At 46.7% G+C, this 16,829-nt stretch carries 15 protein-coding genes; 14 read left to right on the forward strand and 1 reads right to left on the reverse strand.

The genetic code is table 11. The features are described 5' to 3' along the window. Positions 1–23 precede the first annotated feature (23 nt). Genes cdaA through hemL form a run of 7 tightly spaced genes read left to right on the forward strand, consistent with a single transcriptional unit; the run spans position 24 to position 6,876 of the window. Positions 24–773 carry a diadenylate cyclase CdaA gene (cdaA, locus tag JBF11_RS09470; protein WP_334315235.1) on the forward strand — a complete coding sequence of 250 codons (750 nt, stop codon included), beginning with the start codon at positions 24–26 and terminating at the stop codon, positions 771–773. Beyond that, entirely contained in the window at positions 760–1,704 is a 945-nt protein-coding gene (locus JBF11_RS09475) for a CdaR family protein (RefSeq protein WP_334315236.1), read from the forward strand. Before cdaA ends, JBF11_RS09475 begins: the two co-directional genes overlap by 14 nt. 24 nt (positions 1,705–1,728) lie before the next feature. Continuing rightward, entirely contained in the window at positions 1,729–3,081 is a 1,353-nt protein-coding gene (glmM, locus tag JBF11_RS09480; RefSeq protein ID WP_334315237.1) for a phosphoglucosamine mutase, read from the forward strand. Positions 3,082–3,091: 10 nt separating this feature from the next. After that, complete coding sequence (gene galU, locus JBF11_RS09485; protein WP_334315238.1) at positions 3,092–3,967, forward strand: UTP--glucose-1-phosphate uridylyltransferase GalU; 876 nt, start codon at positions 3,092–3,094, stop codon at positions 3,965–3,967. An 11-nt stretch (positions 3,968–3,978) separates the two neighbouring features. Continuing rightward, a complete protein-coding gene (gene ychF, locus JBF11_RS09490; RefSeq protein ID WP_334315239.1) occupies positions 3,979–5,082 on the forward strand; it encodes a redox-regulated ATPase YchF in 1,104 nt (367 codons plus the stop codon). Positions 5,083–5,112: 30 nt separating this feature from the next. Next, a complete protein-coding gene (gene ahbB, locus JBF11_RS09495) occupies positions 5,113–5,589 on the forward strand; it encodes a siroheme decarboxylase subunit beta (RefSeq protein ID WP_334315240.1) in 477 nt (158 codons plus the stop codon). A 12-nt stretch (positions 5,590–5,601) separates the two neighbouring features. Continuing rightward, entirely contained in the window at positions 5,602–6,876 is a 1,275-nt protein-coding gene (gene hemL, locus JBF11_RS09500; RefSeq protein WP_334315241.1) for a glutamate-1-semialdehyde 2,1-aminomutase, read from the forward strand. A 146-nt stretch (positions 6,877–7,022) separates the two neighbouring features. Here hemL and JBF11_RS09505 read toward each other — a convergent pair whose 3' ends face one another. Beyond that, positions 7,023–8,999: a YgiQ family radical SAM protein gene (locus tag JBF11_RS09505; RefSeq protein ID WP_334315242.1), complete on the reverse strand. Its 1,977-nt coding sequence runs from the start codon at positions 8,997–8,999 to the stop codon at positions 7,023–7,025. Between the two features lie 223 nt (positions 9,000–9,222). Between JBF11_RS09505 and JBF11_RS09510 the strand changes: the two genes are divergently transcribed. The 7 genes from JBF11_RS09510 (at position 9,223) to JBF11_RS09540 (ending at position 16,693) form a co-directional block, all read left to right on the forward strand. Further along, the gene (locus JBF11_RS09510; protein WP_334315243.1) at positions 9,223–10,344 is read left to right on the forward strand and encodes a branched-chain amino acid ABC transporter substrate-binding protein; all 1,122 of its coding nucleotides are present in this window, start codon (positions 9,223–9,225) and stop codon (positions 10,342–10,344) included. A gap of 112 nt (positions 10,345–10,456) precedes the next feature. Beyond that, complete coding sequence (locus tag JBF11_RS09515) at positions 10,457–11,365, forward strand: branched-chain amino acid ABC transporter permease (RefSeq protein ID WP_334315244.1); 909 nt, start codon at positions 10,457–10,459, stop codon at positions 11,363–11,365. 8 nt (positions 11,366–11,373) lie between these two features. Next, positions 11,374–12,600 (forward strand): ABC transporter permease subunit, encoded by a 1,227-nt coding sequence (locus JBF11_RS09520; RefSeq protein ID WP_334315245.1) that lies wholly within the window; start codon positions 11,374–11,376, stop codon positions 12,598–12,600. 7 nt (positions 12,601–12,607) lie between these two features. Next, the gene (locus JBF11_RS09525) at positions 12,608–13,408 is read left to right on the forward strand and encodes an ABC transporter ATP-binding protein (protein WP_334315246.1); all 801 of its coding nucleotides are present in this window, start codon (positions 12,608–12,610) and stop codon (positions 13,406–13,408) included. Continuing rightward, positions 13,401–14,105, forward strand: a complete 705-nt coding sequence (locus tag JBF11_RS09530) for an ABC transporter ATP-binding protein (RefSeq protein ID WP_334315247.1) — start codon at positions 13,401–13,403, stop codon at positions 14,103–14,105. The genes JBF11_RS09525 and JBF11_RS09530 overlap by 8 nt, the downstream gene beginning before the upstream one ends. Position 14,106: 1 nt before the next feature. Then, complete coding sequence (locus tag JBF11_RS09535) at positions 14,107–15,501, forward strand: sigma-54-dependent transcriptional regulator (RefSeq protein ID WP_334315248.1); 1,395 nt, start codon at positions 14,107–14,109, stop codon at positions 15,499–15,501. 34 nt (positions 15,502–15,535) lie between these two features. Continuing rightward, entirely contained in the window at positions 15,536–16,693 is a 1,158-nt protein-coding gene (locus JBF11_RS09540) for a homocysteine biosynthesis protein (protein WP_334315249.1), read from the forward strand. Positions 16,694–16,829 lie beyond the last annotated feature (136 nt).

Genomic DNA, 16,829 nt, shown 5'->3' on the forward strand with positions numbered 1-16,829 from the left:
TAACGCAGTTAAAGTAGGTTCATATGCTTGGTATTGCACAATTTCCCATAACTGTGAAAGACATACTGGATATAGTTGTTGTAACCGGTTGCTTTTATTATCTTTTGCGCTTGGTAAAAGATACAAGGGCAATGGCTGCGATAAATGGTTTTTTCCTGCTTTTCCTTATTTACGCCGTGGCGAAATTTATCGGCTTGTTCACGCTTTCATGGCTTTTGGAAAACTTTTTCGGTTCGCTTTTTCTTGTCATTGTCATTTTGTTCAGCGCCGACATCCGCCACGCCCTTGCGGGAATCAGTCTGCGTTCCCTTTTCAGGAAAAAAGAGAAACTGAGTGACAATACCATTCAAATTTTGGTTGATACGTGCGAACTCTTGGCTAAAAAACGAATCGGTGCTATTATCGTGCTTGAGCGCGATATGAAGCTCGGGGATCTGCTCAGCCGCGGCGTGCGCCTTGACGCGCTGCTTTCAAAAGAATTGCTGCATACCATTTTCTTTCCCAATACCGCATTGCATGACGGGGCGGTGATTATCAACAAACAAGGCAGGATTATCGCCGCGAGCTGCGTTTTGCCCTTGACCCAAAATCAGGAAAGGCAGCATTTCGGAACACGCCACCGTGCCGCTCTCGGTTTGTCGGAAGTGAGCGACAGCGTTGTTCTTGTCGTGTCTGAAGAGCGGGGGGAATTTACCGTCGCTCAGAACGGCAGGCTTTCCAATCCGCTAAACCGTGAACGTCTGGAAAGGATTTTAAATAATGTTCTCATTTAAAAATCTGCTTTCAAGAAAAAATGTCGTTGAAAATTTGCGCTTGCTCTTTTTCGCCTTTTTGCTTTCCTGTGCCGTGTGGTACAGTGTCGTGGGAAGTTCGCAGGCTGAAACGGATATTTCCTTCCATGTGGAATATGTTGATTTGCCCGATGATTTAATGGTTGTCAAAGGCATGAAAGATGTCCTCCGTGTGCGGGTGCGGGCTTCCGAACAGCGGTTGCGCAGTGTTGTCAACAAAGATTTTGTCTACCGTATCAATTTGAAGAATGCCGTCAGAGGAGCGAACGTTTTTCCGGTGGAAATAAACACGGCGTTTTCCGATGTCAAAGGTATGGAAATTTTAAGTATCAGCCCGTCTTACTTGATTATCGAAGTGGATGAAATAGCTGAAAAAAGGGTGCCTGTCGAAGTCGATTTTTCCGAAAAGGACGACGACGATCTGTATGTGCGCGATTTGGTGCTCGAACCTTCGGAAGTCAAGCTTAAAGGTCCGAAAGAAATACTCGAAAACATTTATTCCCTGAAAGTTAAATTCGATATCAACCAAGTGGAGCTTGCAGGACAGTATACGAGGAATATTCCCCTTTCTTTGCCTAATCTTGTGGAAGCTGATACGCCTGTGACGAAAATCAGTTTTGAGGCATGGTTCGATTTGGTTCCCGTGAGTTTGAGCAGGCTCGTACAGCTTGACAAGACAGGCGGGGATTTTAAAACAGAACCCCGCACGGTCGATATTGAGCTTGAAATTCCGCAAAGCAAGATGATTTCCTATAACATCGACCCTGCTTATATGGCCCAAGTGCGCGCAATAGTGCGAAATACCCATGAATTGGCGGAGGGACGGCTTTTGCCTGTGGAGGTTCTTTTGCCAAAAGGCGCGAAGCTCCTTTCGGTCAACCCCGATAAGGTGAAAATTGTTGCAAATCAATAACAGCATGAATAAATAGGACAGACTATGAAGCGTTTTTTCGGAACTGACGGTATTCGCGGTTATGTGAACACCTATCCCATGACGGCGGATATGGCTCTTAGGCTCGGACTTGCCGCCGGAACATATTTCCGCGACGGCAAACACAGGCATAAAGCCATTATCGGAAAAGACACGCGCCTTTCCGGCTATATGTTTGAAACGGCTCTTACGGCAGGGCTTTGCGCCGCCGGAATTGACGTGTATCAGGTCGGACCTATGCCGACGCCCGCCATCGCTTTTTTGACGAAAAACATGCGGGCGGATATCGGCGTTGTCATTTCCGCAAGCCATAATCCTTTTCATGATAACGGAATAAAATTTTTTGATAAGAACGGGTATAAGCTTCCGGACAGCGTTGAGGATGAAATCGCCCAGATGGTTCTGAACAAAGATTATGAATGGGATTATCCGGAAGCGGACAAGGTCGGAAGGGCAAAACGCATTTTTGACGCTCCGGGTCGTTATATCGTATATTTGAAAAAGAGCTTTCCCGACCATTTGTCTTTGAACGGTTTGCGTATCGTTTTGGACTGCGCCAACGGGGCGAGCTATAAGATAGCGCCTTTGGCTCTTGAGGAACTCGGCGCGGAAGTGGTGACCATGGCGAATGCCCCCAACGGCACGAACATCAATCTGCAATGCGGTTCGCTTCATCCCGGATATGTGGCGGATAAAGTGCGTGAAGTGCGTGCGGATATCGGGCTCGCTCTTGACGGTGACGCCGACAGGCTCATTGTTGTCGATGAAACGGGCACGGTGCTTGACGGCGATCAAATCATGGCTATTTGCGCGGAATATTTAATGGCTCAGGGAAAACTTAAAAACAATACGCTCGCGGCAACATCCATGAGCAATATGGCTTTGGAGCATTTCATGTCCGAACGGGGCGGCTCGATTATCCGCACCAATGTGGGGGACAGGTATGTTGTCGAGGCTATGCGGAAATTTGATTTAAGCCTTGGCGGTGAAAAATCGGGGCATCTTATTTTCCATGATTTCAGCACGACGGGAGACGGGCTTCTTGCCGCTTTGCAAGTGCTGACCATTATGTGTGAATCCGGTAAGAAACTTTCCGAACTTGCGCAAAAATTAAAGCTTTATCCGCAGGAAATGGAAAATGTGGAAGTTACCCGTAAGCCTGATTTGGCGACGGTTCCGGAAATTCAGGAAGCGCTGAAAAATGCTGAAAGCCAGCTTGGGCAATACGGACGCGTTGTTTTGCGTTATTCGGGCACGGAAAATCTTTGCCGTGTGATGGTTGAGGCAAGGGAAGAAAAATTGGTTAAGCAGCTGACCAAGGAATTGGCGAAAGTTGTGCATGCGGCTTTAAACAAATAGGGGTGATCATATGAAAAATATCAGAAAAGTTGTTATTCCGGTGGCGGGGCATGGTACCCGTTCATTGCCTGCAAGCAAGAATGTGCCTAAGGAAATGCTTCCTATTTATAATAAGCCCGTTATCCATTATGTTGTCGACGAAGCCGTGAACGCCGGCATTGAGAATGTCGTTTTCGTAACAAGCAAGGAAAAAACAGCCCTTGAAGATTATTTCGACCACCATTACGCGCTCGAAGATGTTTTGGAACGCACAGGAAAAAAAGAATTGCTGAAAACAGTGCAGGAACTCGCCCATTATGTCAATGTCATCAGCGTACGCCAAAAATGCCAGCTGGGCTTCGGGCATGCGGTGCTTACGGCTAAACCCGTTGTCGGCAATGAACCTTTCGGGGTTATGGTGGGCGATGATATTTTGCTTGGCAAAGATTGCGGATTGAAAGAACTGATTGATATCGCCGAAAAGGAAAACAAGCCTGTGATCGGCGTTATGGAAGTCGACCCGAGCATGGTCTGCAAATACGGCATTGTGGCGGGCAATAAACGTCCGGACGGTATTATTGAAATCACGGATATGGTGGAAAAGCCGAAAGTGGGGGAGGCGCCTTCCAATATGGCGATTATCGGGCGTTATGTTTTGCCTCCGGAAATTTTTGATTATTTGGAAAATGCGAAACCCGGGCACGGAGGGGAAATTCAGCTGACCGACGCTTTGAATTTGCTGGCGAAAGAAAGGGGCATGCTTGCCGTTCCTGTGAAAGGAAGGCGTTTTGATGCCGGCGATTTGCTCGACTTTTTGTCTGTCAATATGTATTTCGCTTTGCATGACGGGAATATGAAAGACGCAATGAAAAAGCGTTTGCAAAGTCTTCTTCAGGAATTTGAATAACAGGAGAACATATGGCTTTAAGTATCGGTATTGTCGGACTTCCGAATGTTGGAAAATCAACGCTGTTCAATGCTCTGACAAAGGCGCAGAACGCTCAGGCGGCTAATTATCCTTTTTGCACCATTGAGCCCAACAAGGCTACGGTTTCCGTTCCGGACAAACGCCTGGAAGCTTTGGCGGAATTGGTGAACCCGCAGAAAATCATTCATGCGACCGTTGATTTTATCGACATTGCGGGATTGGTGAAAGGGGCGAGCAAAGGTGAAGGTCTAGGCAATCAATTTTTAGCCAATATTCGTGAATGTGCGGCGATTTTACATGTTGTGCGCTGTTTTGAAGATGAGAACATCACCCATGTGGACGGTTCGGTCAATCCTCTCCGCGATGCGGAAACCATTGAAACGGAACTTATTATTGCCGATATCCAAACCGTGACAAGAAAAATCGAGCGCCTTGCGAAACAGGTGAAAGCGGATAAGGAAGCCGGAAAAAGTTTGGAAGAATGCAAACGTCTTGCGGACTTTCTGAATGAGGGCAATAAGGCGAGCCAATTCGACATTCCGGAACATAATGAGCATTTCAAACAAGTTTGGCATGAACTGAGCCTTTTGACAGCGAAAAAAATGATTTATTGCGCCAATGTGGACGAAGAAGGGCTTGAAGAAGAATCCGCGCATGTGAAAGCTTTGAAAGAAGCCGCTCAAAAACAAGGCTGTGAAGCTGTGGTCGTTTGCGCGAATTTAGAGGCGGAACTGCAGGGGCTTTCAGCTGAAGAACAGGCGGAAATGCTGAGTTCCTACGGAATTTCGGAAAGCTCCCTTGTCAACGTTGTCCGCACGGGATATCGTACGCTCGGGCTTTGCAGTTATTTTACGGCAGGTCCGCAGGAAGTGCGGGCATGGACGTTTAAGCAAGGCTGGAAAGCTCCCCAATGCGCGGGTGTCATTCACACGGATTTTGAAAAGGGTTTTATTCGGGCGGAAGTGATTTCCTATGCCGATTATGTGAAGTTTAAATCCGAAGCTGCCTGCAGAAGTGCGGGCGTATTGCGGGTTGAGGGCAAAGAGTATGCCGTGCAGGACGGCGACGTCATGCATTTTCTCTTCAATGTTTAACCGCATGGTTTTTTGATAAGGGGAGCTGTTGTGAATTTTACGGAAAAAGAACGCAAGGTCCTGAGCATTGTGCAGTCGGATTTGCCTGATACGCTGACTCCCTATGCGGATATTGCAAAGGAAGCCGGGCTTTGCGAAGAGGAAGTGCTCGCCCTTTTGCAAAGGCTTAAAGAGGACGGCACCATACGCCGTTTCGGCGCAAGCATAAAACATCAGAAAACAGGGTATAACCATAATGCTATGGTGGCATGGAAAATCGACGAGGACAACGTTGACGGGGCGGCAAAGTATGCGGCGCAAAGTTCACGCATTTCGCACTGTTATTACCGTCCAAGTTCCGCTCCTGATTGGCAGTATACGTTTTTTACCATGATACACGGCAGAACCATGCAGGAATGTTACGATGTCGTTGAAGAACTGCGTCAAAACACTTGTCTTGACGAATATGCGGTTTTGGAAAGCATTAAAGAATTGAAAAAAATCTCCATGACGTATTTTGATGATTAAAAAGGAAACGGTATGAATATTGAAAGATCAGAAGAACTCTTTGCAAAAGCGAACAAACTTATTCCCGGAGGGGTGAACAGCCCCGTGCGTGCGTGCCGCAACGTGCATTGCGCCCCTTTGTTTATCGAGTCTGCAAAAGGTTCGCATATCAGAACTGTTGACGGTATGGATTTTATTGATTTTATCGGCTCATGGGGACCCATGCTTTTGGGGCATGCCCATGCGGACGTGGACAAAGCCGTCTGCGAGGCGGCGAAACGCGGCACAAGTTACGGCGCCCCCACGGAAATAGAAGTTTTGCTTGCGGAGAAAGTCTGCAAAGCTCTTCCGTCCTGCGATATGGTGCGCATGGTCAATTCCGGCACGGAGGCGACAATGAGCGCCCTGCGTCTTGCCCGTGCCGTGACAGGCAGGAATAAATTGGTGAAAATCATTGGCGGCTACCACGGGCACGGCGATGCGTTTTTGGCAAGCGCCGGTTCCGGGCTTGCGACGTTTTCAATTCCCGGAACGCCAGGAGTTCCGGAATCGACCGTGCAGGACACTCTGCTTGTGCCTTACAACGATTTGGAGGCGGCTAAGGAAATTTTTGAGAAATACGGCAATGAGATCGCCGCGTTTTTTGTGGAGCCTTGTGCCGGCAATATGGGACTTGTTTTGCCAGTCGCCGGGTACTTGCAGGGTTTGCGTGATCTTTGCACAAAATACGGGGCTCTGCTTGTTTTTGATGAAGTCATTACCGGTTTCAGGGTATCCTATCAGGGAGCTCAGGGACGGTTCGGCGTTATGCCTGATTTGACCACCATGGGCAAAATCATTGGCGGTGGTTTGCCAGTCGGCGCTTATGGCGGCAAGGCGGAATATATGCAGCGCATTGCTCCTGCGGGTGATGTGTATCAGGCGGGAACGCTTTCAGGCAATCCGCTTGCCATGGCGGCAGGTCTTGCGACTTTGGATATTCTTGAAAAAGCCGATTATGCAGGGTTGGAACAGCGCGTGCTCGCTTTTGTGAAAGAGCTTGCGGGTATTTTGGAGAAAAAAGGATTAAGTGTGCAATATCAGCATATTGCTTCTATGTTTACACTTTTCTTTACGGATAAGCCTGTACGCAATTTTGCTGATGTCGAAAACGCTTCCACGGCAATTTTTGAAAGCTATTATAAGCAAATGCGTGAAATGGGCATTTTTCTTTCCCCTTCCGCGTTTGAAACCGCAATGGTTTCTTTCGCCCATACCGACGATGATTTCAATAAGACCCTTGATTGCGCAAAGAAATTGAAATTTTAAATCTTATAAACAACACTCATGAAAAAAGACAAGCTGCTGCTTGTCTTTTTTTTGGCATTGTCCGCCCTTATCTGTTCCGTATAAGTGTGAGGGGGAGCAGGAGGAGGAAAGACGATAAATAAAGAGCTACTGTTTCCCATGCGTTATCAATCGTAAAAACTATCGTCTTCGGGATGTATGGCTGTGCCCATCAAAATACCGTGCTGCCGCAGCCGTTCGGCGTCGGTTTTGGCGACAAAGATGGTTTTTCCCTGTGAGTCGCATTCGGCATAATACATTGCGGTCGCAACCGTTCCCGGCGTCGGAATAAAGCATTGCACCTGCCTTGGCTTCCAATTTCTTTCTTTGAGCCAAGAGGCGAGTTCCCTCATGTTCTCATCGGTGCACCCCGGAAACCCGCTTAAAAGGTATGGAATAACATATTGTTCCTTATTGATTTTTTTGCAGTACCCATAAAACGCCTGTAAAAACGTTTCAAATTTGTCCATGCCGGGTTTACGCATAAGCTTTAGCACGTTTTCAGAACAATGTTCAGGGGCGACTTTGAGCTGTCCTCCCGTAAATTCTCCGGCATAGCTTTCAAGAGCTTTTTTTTGGGTCAGAGCTAAATCGAAACGCACGCCGCTTGCGATACGCACATTTTTAATGTTGCTGATTTTTTTAACTTTTCTGAGCAAAGCAAGATGTTTTTCTTGGTCGACAAGAAAATGGGGGCAAAGATCGGGGGTCAGGCAGGAAGCACGTCCGCACTTGAAATTTTTGCCTTGCGTTTTTGCTTTTTCTTCCAAGGCGCAGGAGGCTTGCCACATATTGGCGGACGGTCCGCCTATGTCGCTGATTGAACCGTCGAAGCCCTTGGAACCGGCAATATTCCGCGCTTCATCAAGCAGGGATTTTTCGCTGCGGGAAGCGATTTTTCTGCCCTGGTGCAAAGCGAGGGAGCAAAAGGAACATCCTCCTCCGCAGCCTCTGTGGCTCGTCATGCTTGTTTTCATCATGCTTTCGGCGGGGATTTTTCCTTGATAGCGGGGGTGGGCTTTGCGCTGGAAAGGAAGCGCATAGAGCAGATCCAGCTCTTCCGTGCCGAGCCTTCGTGCTGGCTTTTCAACCAGCACGGCTCTGTCCCTGTCAAAAGCTTGAACAAGGCAATGGTCTGCATGGTGGATATGCTTTTCGCTCTCAAGCGTCGCTTCCAACAATAATTTGGGAGAATGCAGAATGTCATCGTGAGAGGGCAGAATAACGGTGTTTTCAGGTAAGCGGACAATCTCTTCCGTTTTGATTATCCGGCATGTTCCGTCAATATTTTTGAGAACCTGCTGCCACGGCTTTTTGTCCTTGGCTTTTTGCAGCACGGGGCTGTCCCAGGAAAGTTCGGGGTGTTTCTGGTAAAAATCACGAAGTCTGACGGCGATTTCAAGCAGGGCTTTCTCGCCCATTCCGTAAACAGCCAAATCGAGTTTTGCGTCCGCAAGGATTGATTTTCTGAGGCTGTCAGACCAAAAATCATAATGGCTGAGCCTGCGCAGGCTTGCCTCAATCCCCCCCGCTATAACCGGAAGGTATGGAAATGCCTGTTTTATAAGGGAAGTGTAAACGGTCACGGCTCTATTCGGTCTTGCTCCGCATTGTCCGTTCGGGGTATAGGCGTCATCATGGCGTTTTTTGCGAAAGGCTGTGTAATGGGCGAGCATGCTGTCCACGGCACCTGCGCTGATGCCGGCAAAAAGACGGGGGCGTCCCATCGCTTGGATTTTTTCGATGATTGCGGGGTCTTTCCAGTCGGGTTGGGTGATAATGCCGACTTTGAAGCCGTAATGCTCCAGATAGCGCCCAAGCAAAGCCGCCGCGAAAGCGGGATGGTCAATATACGCGTCACCGGAAACAAGCAAAATGTCCAGCTCGTCCCAACCTTTCAAGCGCATGTCTTCACGGCACAAAGGAAGGAATTTTTCGCAGGCTTCAGGAGGCTGCCGCGTTTGAATTTTATTTTGTTTCGCCGGAAAATTGCGTGTTTTTTCTTTCATGGGGCGTGAATTTTGAGGAACGGCGTTTCCGTTTCGGGAATTTTTTTGGGAGTACTTTTTTCTTTTTTGTTGATAATTATTAATTTTTTCCTGCATATTTTGCTCTTTTTATGATTTTGCTATAAATAGTTTTTATTTTATTACAGTTAGTTACATAAATAATTTGCAAATGTGACTAATTTTACAAAAATGTAAAAATATTTTTTAAAATTTAACCTTTTTTATTGACAATGCCGTTTGAAGTGTGGCATATTCACCACACAGTCTACTGTATCTTTTTTGAGTTTTCAAAAAAAAGCAGCATTTTATGGGAGGATATATGTCCAAAGTATTTTTAAAGGGTGTGTTGACAGCTTTTTTGGGAGCTGTGTTGACTTGCGGTTCTGCTTTTGCCGCCGATACGATTAAAATCGGTGTTCCGGGCGCTCATTCCGGCGAACTTGCTTCTTATGGTTTACCAACGCTTAATGCTGTAAATCTCGTCGCTGACGAATACAACGCCAAGGGCGGCATTCTCGGCAAGCAAGTAGAAGTTATTGCTTTTGACGACGCTTGTAAAGCAGAAATTGCTACCAACGCCGCGACAAAACTTATTTCTGACGGTGTTGTCGGTGTTATCGGACATATTTGTTCCCCTGCCGGTAAAGCCGCAATGCCTTTATATAACAACGCCAAAGTGATTTCCATTTCAGGTTCCATCACCTCTCCCGCAATGACATTGAGCGGAGAAAACCCTTATTTCTTCCGTACCGTGGCTAACGACACCGCTTCCGCGATTGTCGGCGCAGGCTATGTCATCAACAATCTTAAAGCGAAGAAAGTCGCCATTCTTCATGACAACAGCGAATACGGCAAAGGTTATGCGGAACAGGCTGCCGATTACCTGAAGAAAAACAGCGATATCGAAATCGTTCTTTTTGAAGCTATCACTCCAGGTGCCGCCGATTATTCTTCCGTTATCCGCAAAGTGCGCCGTGTTGATGCGGACGTGTTGATGTGGGGCGGTTATTACCCTGAAGCTTCAAAACTTCTTTCCAATATGAACAGTTTGGATGCTGTTATTCCCATGATCGGTCCTGACGGATTGAAAGACTTGGGCTTTGTTGAATTGGCAGGCGCTGACGCCGAAAATGTTTACGCATCCGGTCCTACCGACACTTCTTCAAACCCCGTAAGCAAATACTATGCGGAAAAACATATGGCAAAATACGGCTCAACTCCCGGCGCATTTTTTGATAACGCCGTTTCAGCGGCTCTTGCGCTCATGAATGCCATTGAAAAAGCGGGAACAACCGATTCCGCCAAAGTGATTGACGCATTGCATAAAGAAGAAATTGAAACTGCTGTCGGTTCCATTCACTTTGACGAACATGGTGACGCTGTCGGTGTCGGCATGTCCATTTATCAAATCCAAAACGGTCAATATGTTGAAATGAAATAATTATTTTATAAAATTTTTATACGATGATTGTTCGGGCTTATTTCCTAAAAGGCTTTTGGGAAATAAGCCTATCCGTATCTAATAAGCCTAGCAATGAATAAAGTTGAACTATATGGATTGGCAGTATTTTTTAGAAATTTTGTTTAGCGGTCTGACTCGTGGAAGTATTTACGCCTTGATAGCTCTCGGATATACCATGGTTTACGGTATTATCGAGCTTATTAACTTCGCTCATGGTGAAATTTATATGCTTGGGGCGTTTACGGCTTTTATTGTAGCTGGAATTCTGGGCTCAATGGGATTTTCTGCCAGTGCGATTCTTGTTATTGCTGCTTTTGTCGCGATTATTTGGTGCGTGGCGTATGGCTACACCATGGAAAAAATCGCTTATAAGCCTCTTCGCGGACAATCCCGCTTGGCTCCTCTTATTTCCGCTATCGGTATGTCCATCTTTTTGCAAAACTATGTGCAGCTGGCGCAAACGGCGGAATTTTTACGTTTCCCCATCCGCATGCCCCGTGTTGAATTTTTGGATGTTCTTGGCGGAATTTTGCGTTCTTCCGATTTCGTAATTCTTGTGACAAGCGCTTTCATCATGGTCTGTCTTTCTGTTTTCATCCGTTATACGAAACTTGGCAAGGCTATGCGCGCCACAGCTCAAAATAGAAAAATGGCAATGCTTTTAGGCATTGATGCAGATAAAATCATTTCTTTAACGTTCATTGTCGGTTCCGGACTTGCCGCTCTCGGCGGTACGCTTATTGCGACCCATACCATGCAGGTGGGCTTCGGTATCGGTTTCATCGCCGGCATGAAAGCGTTCACCGCCGCTGTTTTGGGCGGTATCGGCTCAATTCCAGGAGCCATGCTTGGCGGGCTTGTTCTCGGTCTTGCCGAAAGCTTCACAACAGGGTATTTCGCAGGCGATTACGAAGATGTGCTCGCTTTTGTGTTGCTTGTCCTCATTTTGATTTTCCGTCCTTCCGGAATTCTTGGGAAAGCTAAAGTTCAAAAGGTTTAGGAGAAAATATGTTTACCCCGAAACGTCTTATCCGTTCTGCGTTGATCAGCATATGGTTTATGATTTTGGTCTTTCCTATCGTAGGAATTAGAATTATTAAACGCGCTCCTGAATTTTTTTACGACAGGGTCCTTGTCATCGGTGCTATCACTTTTGTGCTTGCCGTCTTATGGTCTTGGTATTTTGAAGTATACAAGGACAGGGATTTAAGCAAAGGGATTTCTTCGCAGGTTTCCCGAAAATTTTCCGCTTTGTCTGAAAAAATCACCAATGATAAGAATACCGCTTTAAAATTAATTCTTGTCCTTTTCATTGTGTTCATGATTTTGCCGGTGTTTACTTCGATGTATCAAACAACCGTGTATTCGCTTGCTTTTCTCTATGTCATGCTCGCCCTCGGACTGAATATTGTCGTGGGTATCGCGGGGCAGCTTGTGCTCGGTTATGCCGCCTTTTACGCTGTCGGTGCGTATACGTACGCCTTATTGAACCAATACCTCGGCTTGGGATTTTGGACATGTCTGCCCATAGCAGGCTTTATCACCGTTATCGCGGGCTTGCTTCTCGCTTTTCCGGTGCTCAGGCTCCGCGGGGACTATTTGGCGATTGTCACCTTGGGATTTGGTGAAATTGTAAGACTTTTGCTTATCAACTGGGCGAACTTCACAGGAGGAAACCGCGGAATTGCGAATATTCCAAGACCCGGTTTGTTCGGTTTGGAACTCAGCCCGGAAGCTTCCACGATTTATATTTATTATTTATGTCTTTTTGCCGCCATTATCACCATTATCATTGTGGCAAGGCTTATCAATTCCCGTGTGGGACTTGCGCTGCAAGCGTTGAGAGAAGATGAAATCGCCAGTGAGGCGATGGGAATCGACCTTCGGAAAATCAAACTCTCCGCTTTTGCTTTGGGTTCTTGCTGGGCAGGTTTTGCAGGGGTGCTTTTCGCCGCCCGAAATTCCTATATCAATCCTACCAGTTTTACGTTTATGGATTCCGCCATGATTTTAAGCATGGTTGTTTTAGGCGGTATGGGTTCCATTGTGGGAGTGGCGCTTGCAGCCCTTGTTTTGACGCTTTTGCCGGAATATTTGCGCGCTTTTTCAGAATACCGCATGCTTATTTTCGGTTTGCTCATGGTTACCATGATGGTATTCCGTCCGCAGGGCATTATTCCGCCTGCCAAGAGAAAATATTATCCAACTGCTTTGCAGAATGAAGAAAATAGTTGAGGATATTATGCATACTGATCAAAAACCGATTTTAGAAGTGAAGTCTTTATCCAAAAACTTTGGCGGGCTCCGTGCATTGAATGATGTGGATATGCATATTCTTCCTAAGGAAATAGTGGCATTAATCGGTCCCAACGGTGCCGGAAAGACAACGTTTTTCAACTGTGTGACAGGAATTTACGTCCCTACGGAAGGGGAAGTCTGGGCAGGCCGCGAAGGGCATGAGAATAAGAAATTGAATGGGATTGTTCCGCATGAAATCACCAAATACGGGCTTGCGAGAACGTTCCAAAACATTCGTTTGTTTTCTTCCATGACAGTGCTTGAAAATGTCATGGTCGGCAGGCACACGCGGACAAAAGCGGGTATTGTCAACGCAATTTTCAGAGGCGGCGCCTTTAAGAAAGAAGAACAGGATACGGTGGACAGGGGCTACGAGCTCTTGAAAGAAGTGGGGCTTGAAAAGCATTGGAAAGACGAAGCCTGCAATCTTCCTTACGGTGCGCAGCGCCGCTTGGAAATCGCCAGAGCTTTGGCGACAGAACCGTTCCTTTTGTTTTTGGACGAACCTGCCGCCGGCATGAACCCGCAGGAAACCGTGGAACTGAAAGAACTTGTTTTGCGTATCCGTGAAAAATTCAATCTTTCCATTTTATTGATAGAACACGATATGGGCATGGTCATGTCTTTATCCGACAGAATTTACGTCATGGAATACGGTTCCCGTATCGCAGCCGGAACGCCTGATGAGATACGCCATAATCCGCAAGTTATCCGTGCATATTTAGGAGAGTCAGAAGATGCTTGAGCTTAAAAATATTTTTACGTTTTACGGGAACATCCCTGCTCTTCGTGATGTAAGCTTAACTGTGAACGAAGGGGAAATCGTCAGTTTGATCGGCGCCAACGGCGCGGGCAAAAGCACGACGCTTATGACCATTTGCGGCGGTATCAGACCGAGAAGCGGCGAAATCTTCTATAATAAGAAACCTATCCATGTGCTGGCTCCCAATGAAATCGTAAAATTGGGCATAAGTCAGGTTCCGGAGGGACGGCTTATTTTTCCGGACCTTACCGTGCAGGAGAATTTGGAATTGGGCGCTTTTTTAAGAAATGACAAAGCGCAGATAAAAGAAGACATGGAATATATTTTTTCGCTTTTTCCTATCCTTGCCCAACGGTACAAGCAGGCGGGAGGCACGCTTTCAGGCGGTGAACAGCAAATGCTCGCCATTTCAAGGGCTCTTATGGGCAGACCGAAACTCCTTTTGCTTGACGAGCCTTCACTCGGCTTGGCGCCTATCATTATTCAGCAGATTTTTCAAATCATTCAGAGAATCAACAGCCGCGGCACAACGGTTTTCTTGGTGGAACAAAATGCGAACCAAGCTCTGAAAATCGCCGACAGGGCGTATGTGATGGAGAACTGCAAAATTGTCAAGGAAGATAAGGCGGATAATTTGTTAAAAGACGATTCTGTAAGAAAAGCCTATTTAGGTATGTGATATGGCAGGGCATATTCTTGTTGTTGACGATGAAGAAGGGGTGCGCTTTTCTCTCCGCGGAATACTGGAGGATGAAAATTACACTGTTTCGGAGGCCGATAGCGGAGAAAACGCCCTTTTGTTTTTGGAAAACAACCTTGTCGACCTTGTTTTTTTGGATATTTGGCTGACAGGCATTGACGGGCTTGAAACTCTCAAGCGTGCGAAAGAATTGTATCCGCAAATTCCTTTCATCATGATATCCGGGCATGGAAATGTGGAAACCGCCGTGCAGGCTTTACGTCTGGGCGCCCATGATTTTGTGGAAAAGCCGCTCAGTCTTGAAAAAATTCTGCTGAGTGTCCGCCATGCGCTTGAAATGAAAGAGCTTAAGCAGGAAAACAGCCTTTTGCGTCAAGCTGTGCATAATGACTATGAAGTTCCCATGGTTGCAAATTCAAAAGTCATGCGTGCTTTCATGCGTGATTTGATGAAAGTCGCCCCGACGGACGCATGGGTGTTGATTACCGGTGAAAACGGCACGGGCAAAGAACTTGCCGCGCGGACTTTGCATAGGAACAGCAAACAAAAAGACAGACCCTTCATTGCGGTGAATTGTGCCGCCATTCCGGAAGAACTCATCGAAAGCGAGCTTTTCGGGCATGAAAAGGGAGCGTTCACCGGTGCCGACTCCACAAAAATCGGCAAATTTGAATTAGCCAACAATGGAATTTTGTTCTTGGACGAAATCGGCGATATGAGCTTGAGGACACAGGCGAAAATTTTGCGTATTTTGCAGGAGCAGTGTTTCGAGCGCGTGGGCGGCACAAAAAATATCAAAGTGCAGGTACGCGTCATTGCGGCAACCAATAAGGATTTGGAGAAAGCCATTGCGGACGGCGAGTTCCGCCAAGACCTGTATTACCGTCTGCGGGTTTTTCCCTTATCTGTTCCGCCGCTTCGGGAGCGAAAAGAAGATATGCCGCTTCTCATAGAAACGCTTTTGCACGCGGTTGAAAAAAAATATTCCATGAAAGCCCCGGTTTTTACAAAAGAAGCGGTGCAGGTTTTGGAAGAATGGTCCTGGCCCGGAAATGTGCGCGAGCTTATGCATTTGCTTGAGCGTTTGACCGTGCTGTACAGCGGCAGGCAAGTGGATTATGTTTCACTTCCTTTGGAAATGCTTGAAAACGTGGGCAAAGGACAAACGGCGCAAAGAATGGAAGATGCCTTGGCAACGGATAAGACTTTGCAAAAAATGCTCGAGCTTGACTATAAAACGGCAAAATCAGCTTTTGAGGAATATTATTTGACCCGCAAGCTTGAGGAAGCGGGGGGAAATGTGAGCAGACTGTCGGAACTTATCGGGCTTGAGCGGAGCAATATCCATAAGAAATTGAAAAACATAAATGAATGAAGTATGGTATAATTGATAAAAGGTAGTGCTTGGTATGAAAACTATTGCAGAAATCAATGAAAGGATTAAGCAGGGCAGAGCCGTCGTATTGACGGCGGAGGAAATGACAAAAGCCGTCAAGGAAATGGGAGCGGAAAAAGCAGCAAAGGAAATCGATGTTGTCACTACGGGAACATTTTCTCCCATGTGTTCTTCCGGCATGCTTTTCAATATAGGGCAAACGGAAGCGCCGACTCTCCGCGCAAGCAAGATGTGGCTCAATGACGTGCCTTGCCATGCCGGGCTTGCCGCTGTCGACGGTTTTGTCGGGGCAACGGAAATGCGCGAGGGTGACCCGCTGAATCAGGTTTATCCCGGAGAATTTCACTATGGCGGAGCGCATGTCATTGAAGATTTAATTGCGGGACGGAAGGTGAAACTCCGCTGTGAAAGTTATACGACGGACTGTTATCCCAAAAAATCCTTTGAGCGCGAAATCACCATTCACGATTTGAAATATGCGCATATGCTCAATCCCCGCAACTGTTACCAAAATTATAATGTGGCGGTGAATGAGAACGCCCACAAGACGCTCTATACCTATATGGGGGCGCTGAAGCCGCACTTGCAGAACGCTAATTTTGCGACATCGGGCGAGCTTTCTCCGCTTTTCAACGACCCGTATTTTAAAACTATCGGTTTGGGCACCCGTATTTTCTTGGGCGGCGGAATCGGTTATGTCATCGGTTCAGGCACGCAGCATGTTCCAAATCCGAAGCGCACGGAAAAAGGCGTTCCCATGTCCGCTTCCGGAACGCTTATGGTGAAAGGCGATATGAAAGCCATGTCCGACAGGTATGTCAGAGCCCATTCTCTGTTCGGATACGGAGTAAGCCTCGCTGTCGGCATAGGTATTCCCATTCCCGTTTTAAATGCGGAAATAGCGCAATACACCGGTGTCGGCAACGAAGATATTTTGATGCCTGTAAAAGATTATTCCCTCGATTATCAAAACTGCAGTTCGCGTGTCATCAAACATGTGAGTTATGCGGAGCTTATAAGCGGTTCTATCGATATCGACGGAAAAAAAGTGCCGACACATCCGCTTACTTCCTATCAGCGTTCTTTGGAAATAGCCGAAGAGCTGAAAAAGCGGATAGAAAAAGGAGCATTTTTATTAACCCAGCCGGTGGAAAATATTGAAGCGTATTAAAAAAAATCTTGACAAGCGAAAAAGAAGGGAATAATTAAATAATTAATTCAAATGAGGAATTAAAGAATGAATAACACTATGCATAACCAAGCAACGTTCAACAGCTTTTACTTTAGCTATTATTATGGAGAAAGTG

This window comes from Taurinivorans muris (genome assembly GCF_025232395.1).
Taxonomy (GTDB): Bacteria; Desulfobacterota; Desulfovibrionia; order Desulfovibrionales; family Desulfovibrionaceae; genus Taurinivorans; species Taurinivorans muris.

Bases quoted from the DNA above. Each gene is read 5' to 3' on its own strand.
- JBF11_RS09515 (WP_334315244.1), top strand. From the start codon at position 10,457: ATGGATTGGCAGTATTTTTTAGAAATTTTGTTTAGCGGTCTGACTCGT.
- JBF11_RS09525 (WP_334315246.1), top strand. From the start codon at position 12,608: ATGCATACTGATCAAAAACCGATTTTAGAAGTGAAGTCTTTATCCAAA.
- JBF11_RS09530 (WP_334315247.1), top strand. From the start codon at position 13,401: ATGCTTGAGCTTAAAAATATTTTTACGTTTTACGGGAACATCCCTGCT.
- JBF11_RS09475 (WP_334315236.1), top strand. From the start codon at position 760: ATGTTCTCATTTAAAAATCTGCTTTCAAGAAAAAATGTCGTTGAAAAT.
- JBF11_RS09505 (WP_334315242.1), bottom strand. From the start codon at position 8,999: ATGCAGGAAAAAATTAATAATTATCAACAAAAAAGAAAAAAGTACTCC.
- hemL (WP_334315241.1), top strand. From the start codon at position 5,602: ATGAATATTGAAAGATCAGAAGAACTCTTTGCAAAAGCGAACAAACTT.
- JBF11_RS09535 (WP_334315248.1), top strand. From the start codon at position 14,107: ATGGCAGGGCATATTCTTGTTGTTGACGATGAAGAAGGGGTGCGCTTT.
- JBF11_RS09540 (WP_334315249.1), top strand. From the start codon at position 15,536: ATGAAAACTATTGCAGAAATCAATGAAAGGATTAAGCAGGGCAGAGCC.
- galU (WP_334315238.1), top strand. From the start codon at position 3,092: ATGAAAAATATCAGAAAAGTTGTTATTCCGGTGGCGGGGCATGGTACC.
- glmM (WP_334315237.1), top strand. From the start codon at position 1,729: ATGAAGCGTTTTTTCGGAACTGACGGTATTCGCGGTTATGTGAACACC.
- cdaA (WP_334315235.1), top strand. From the start codon at position 24: ATGCTTGGTATTGCACAATTTCCCATAACTGTGAAAGACATACTGGAT.
- ychF (WP_334315239.1), top strand. From the start codon at position 3,979: ATGGCTTTAAGTATCGGTATTGTCGGACTTCCGAATGTTGGAAAATCA.
- JBF11_RS09520 (WP_334315245.1), top strand. From the start codon at position 11,374: ATGTTTACCCCGAAACGTCTTATCCGTTCTGCGTTGATCAGCATATGG.
- JBF11_RS09510 (WP_334315243.1), top strand. From the start codon at position 9,223: ATGTCCAAAGTATTTTTAAAGGGTGTGTTGACAGCTTTTTTGGGAGCT.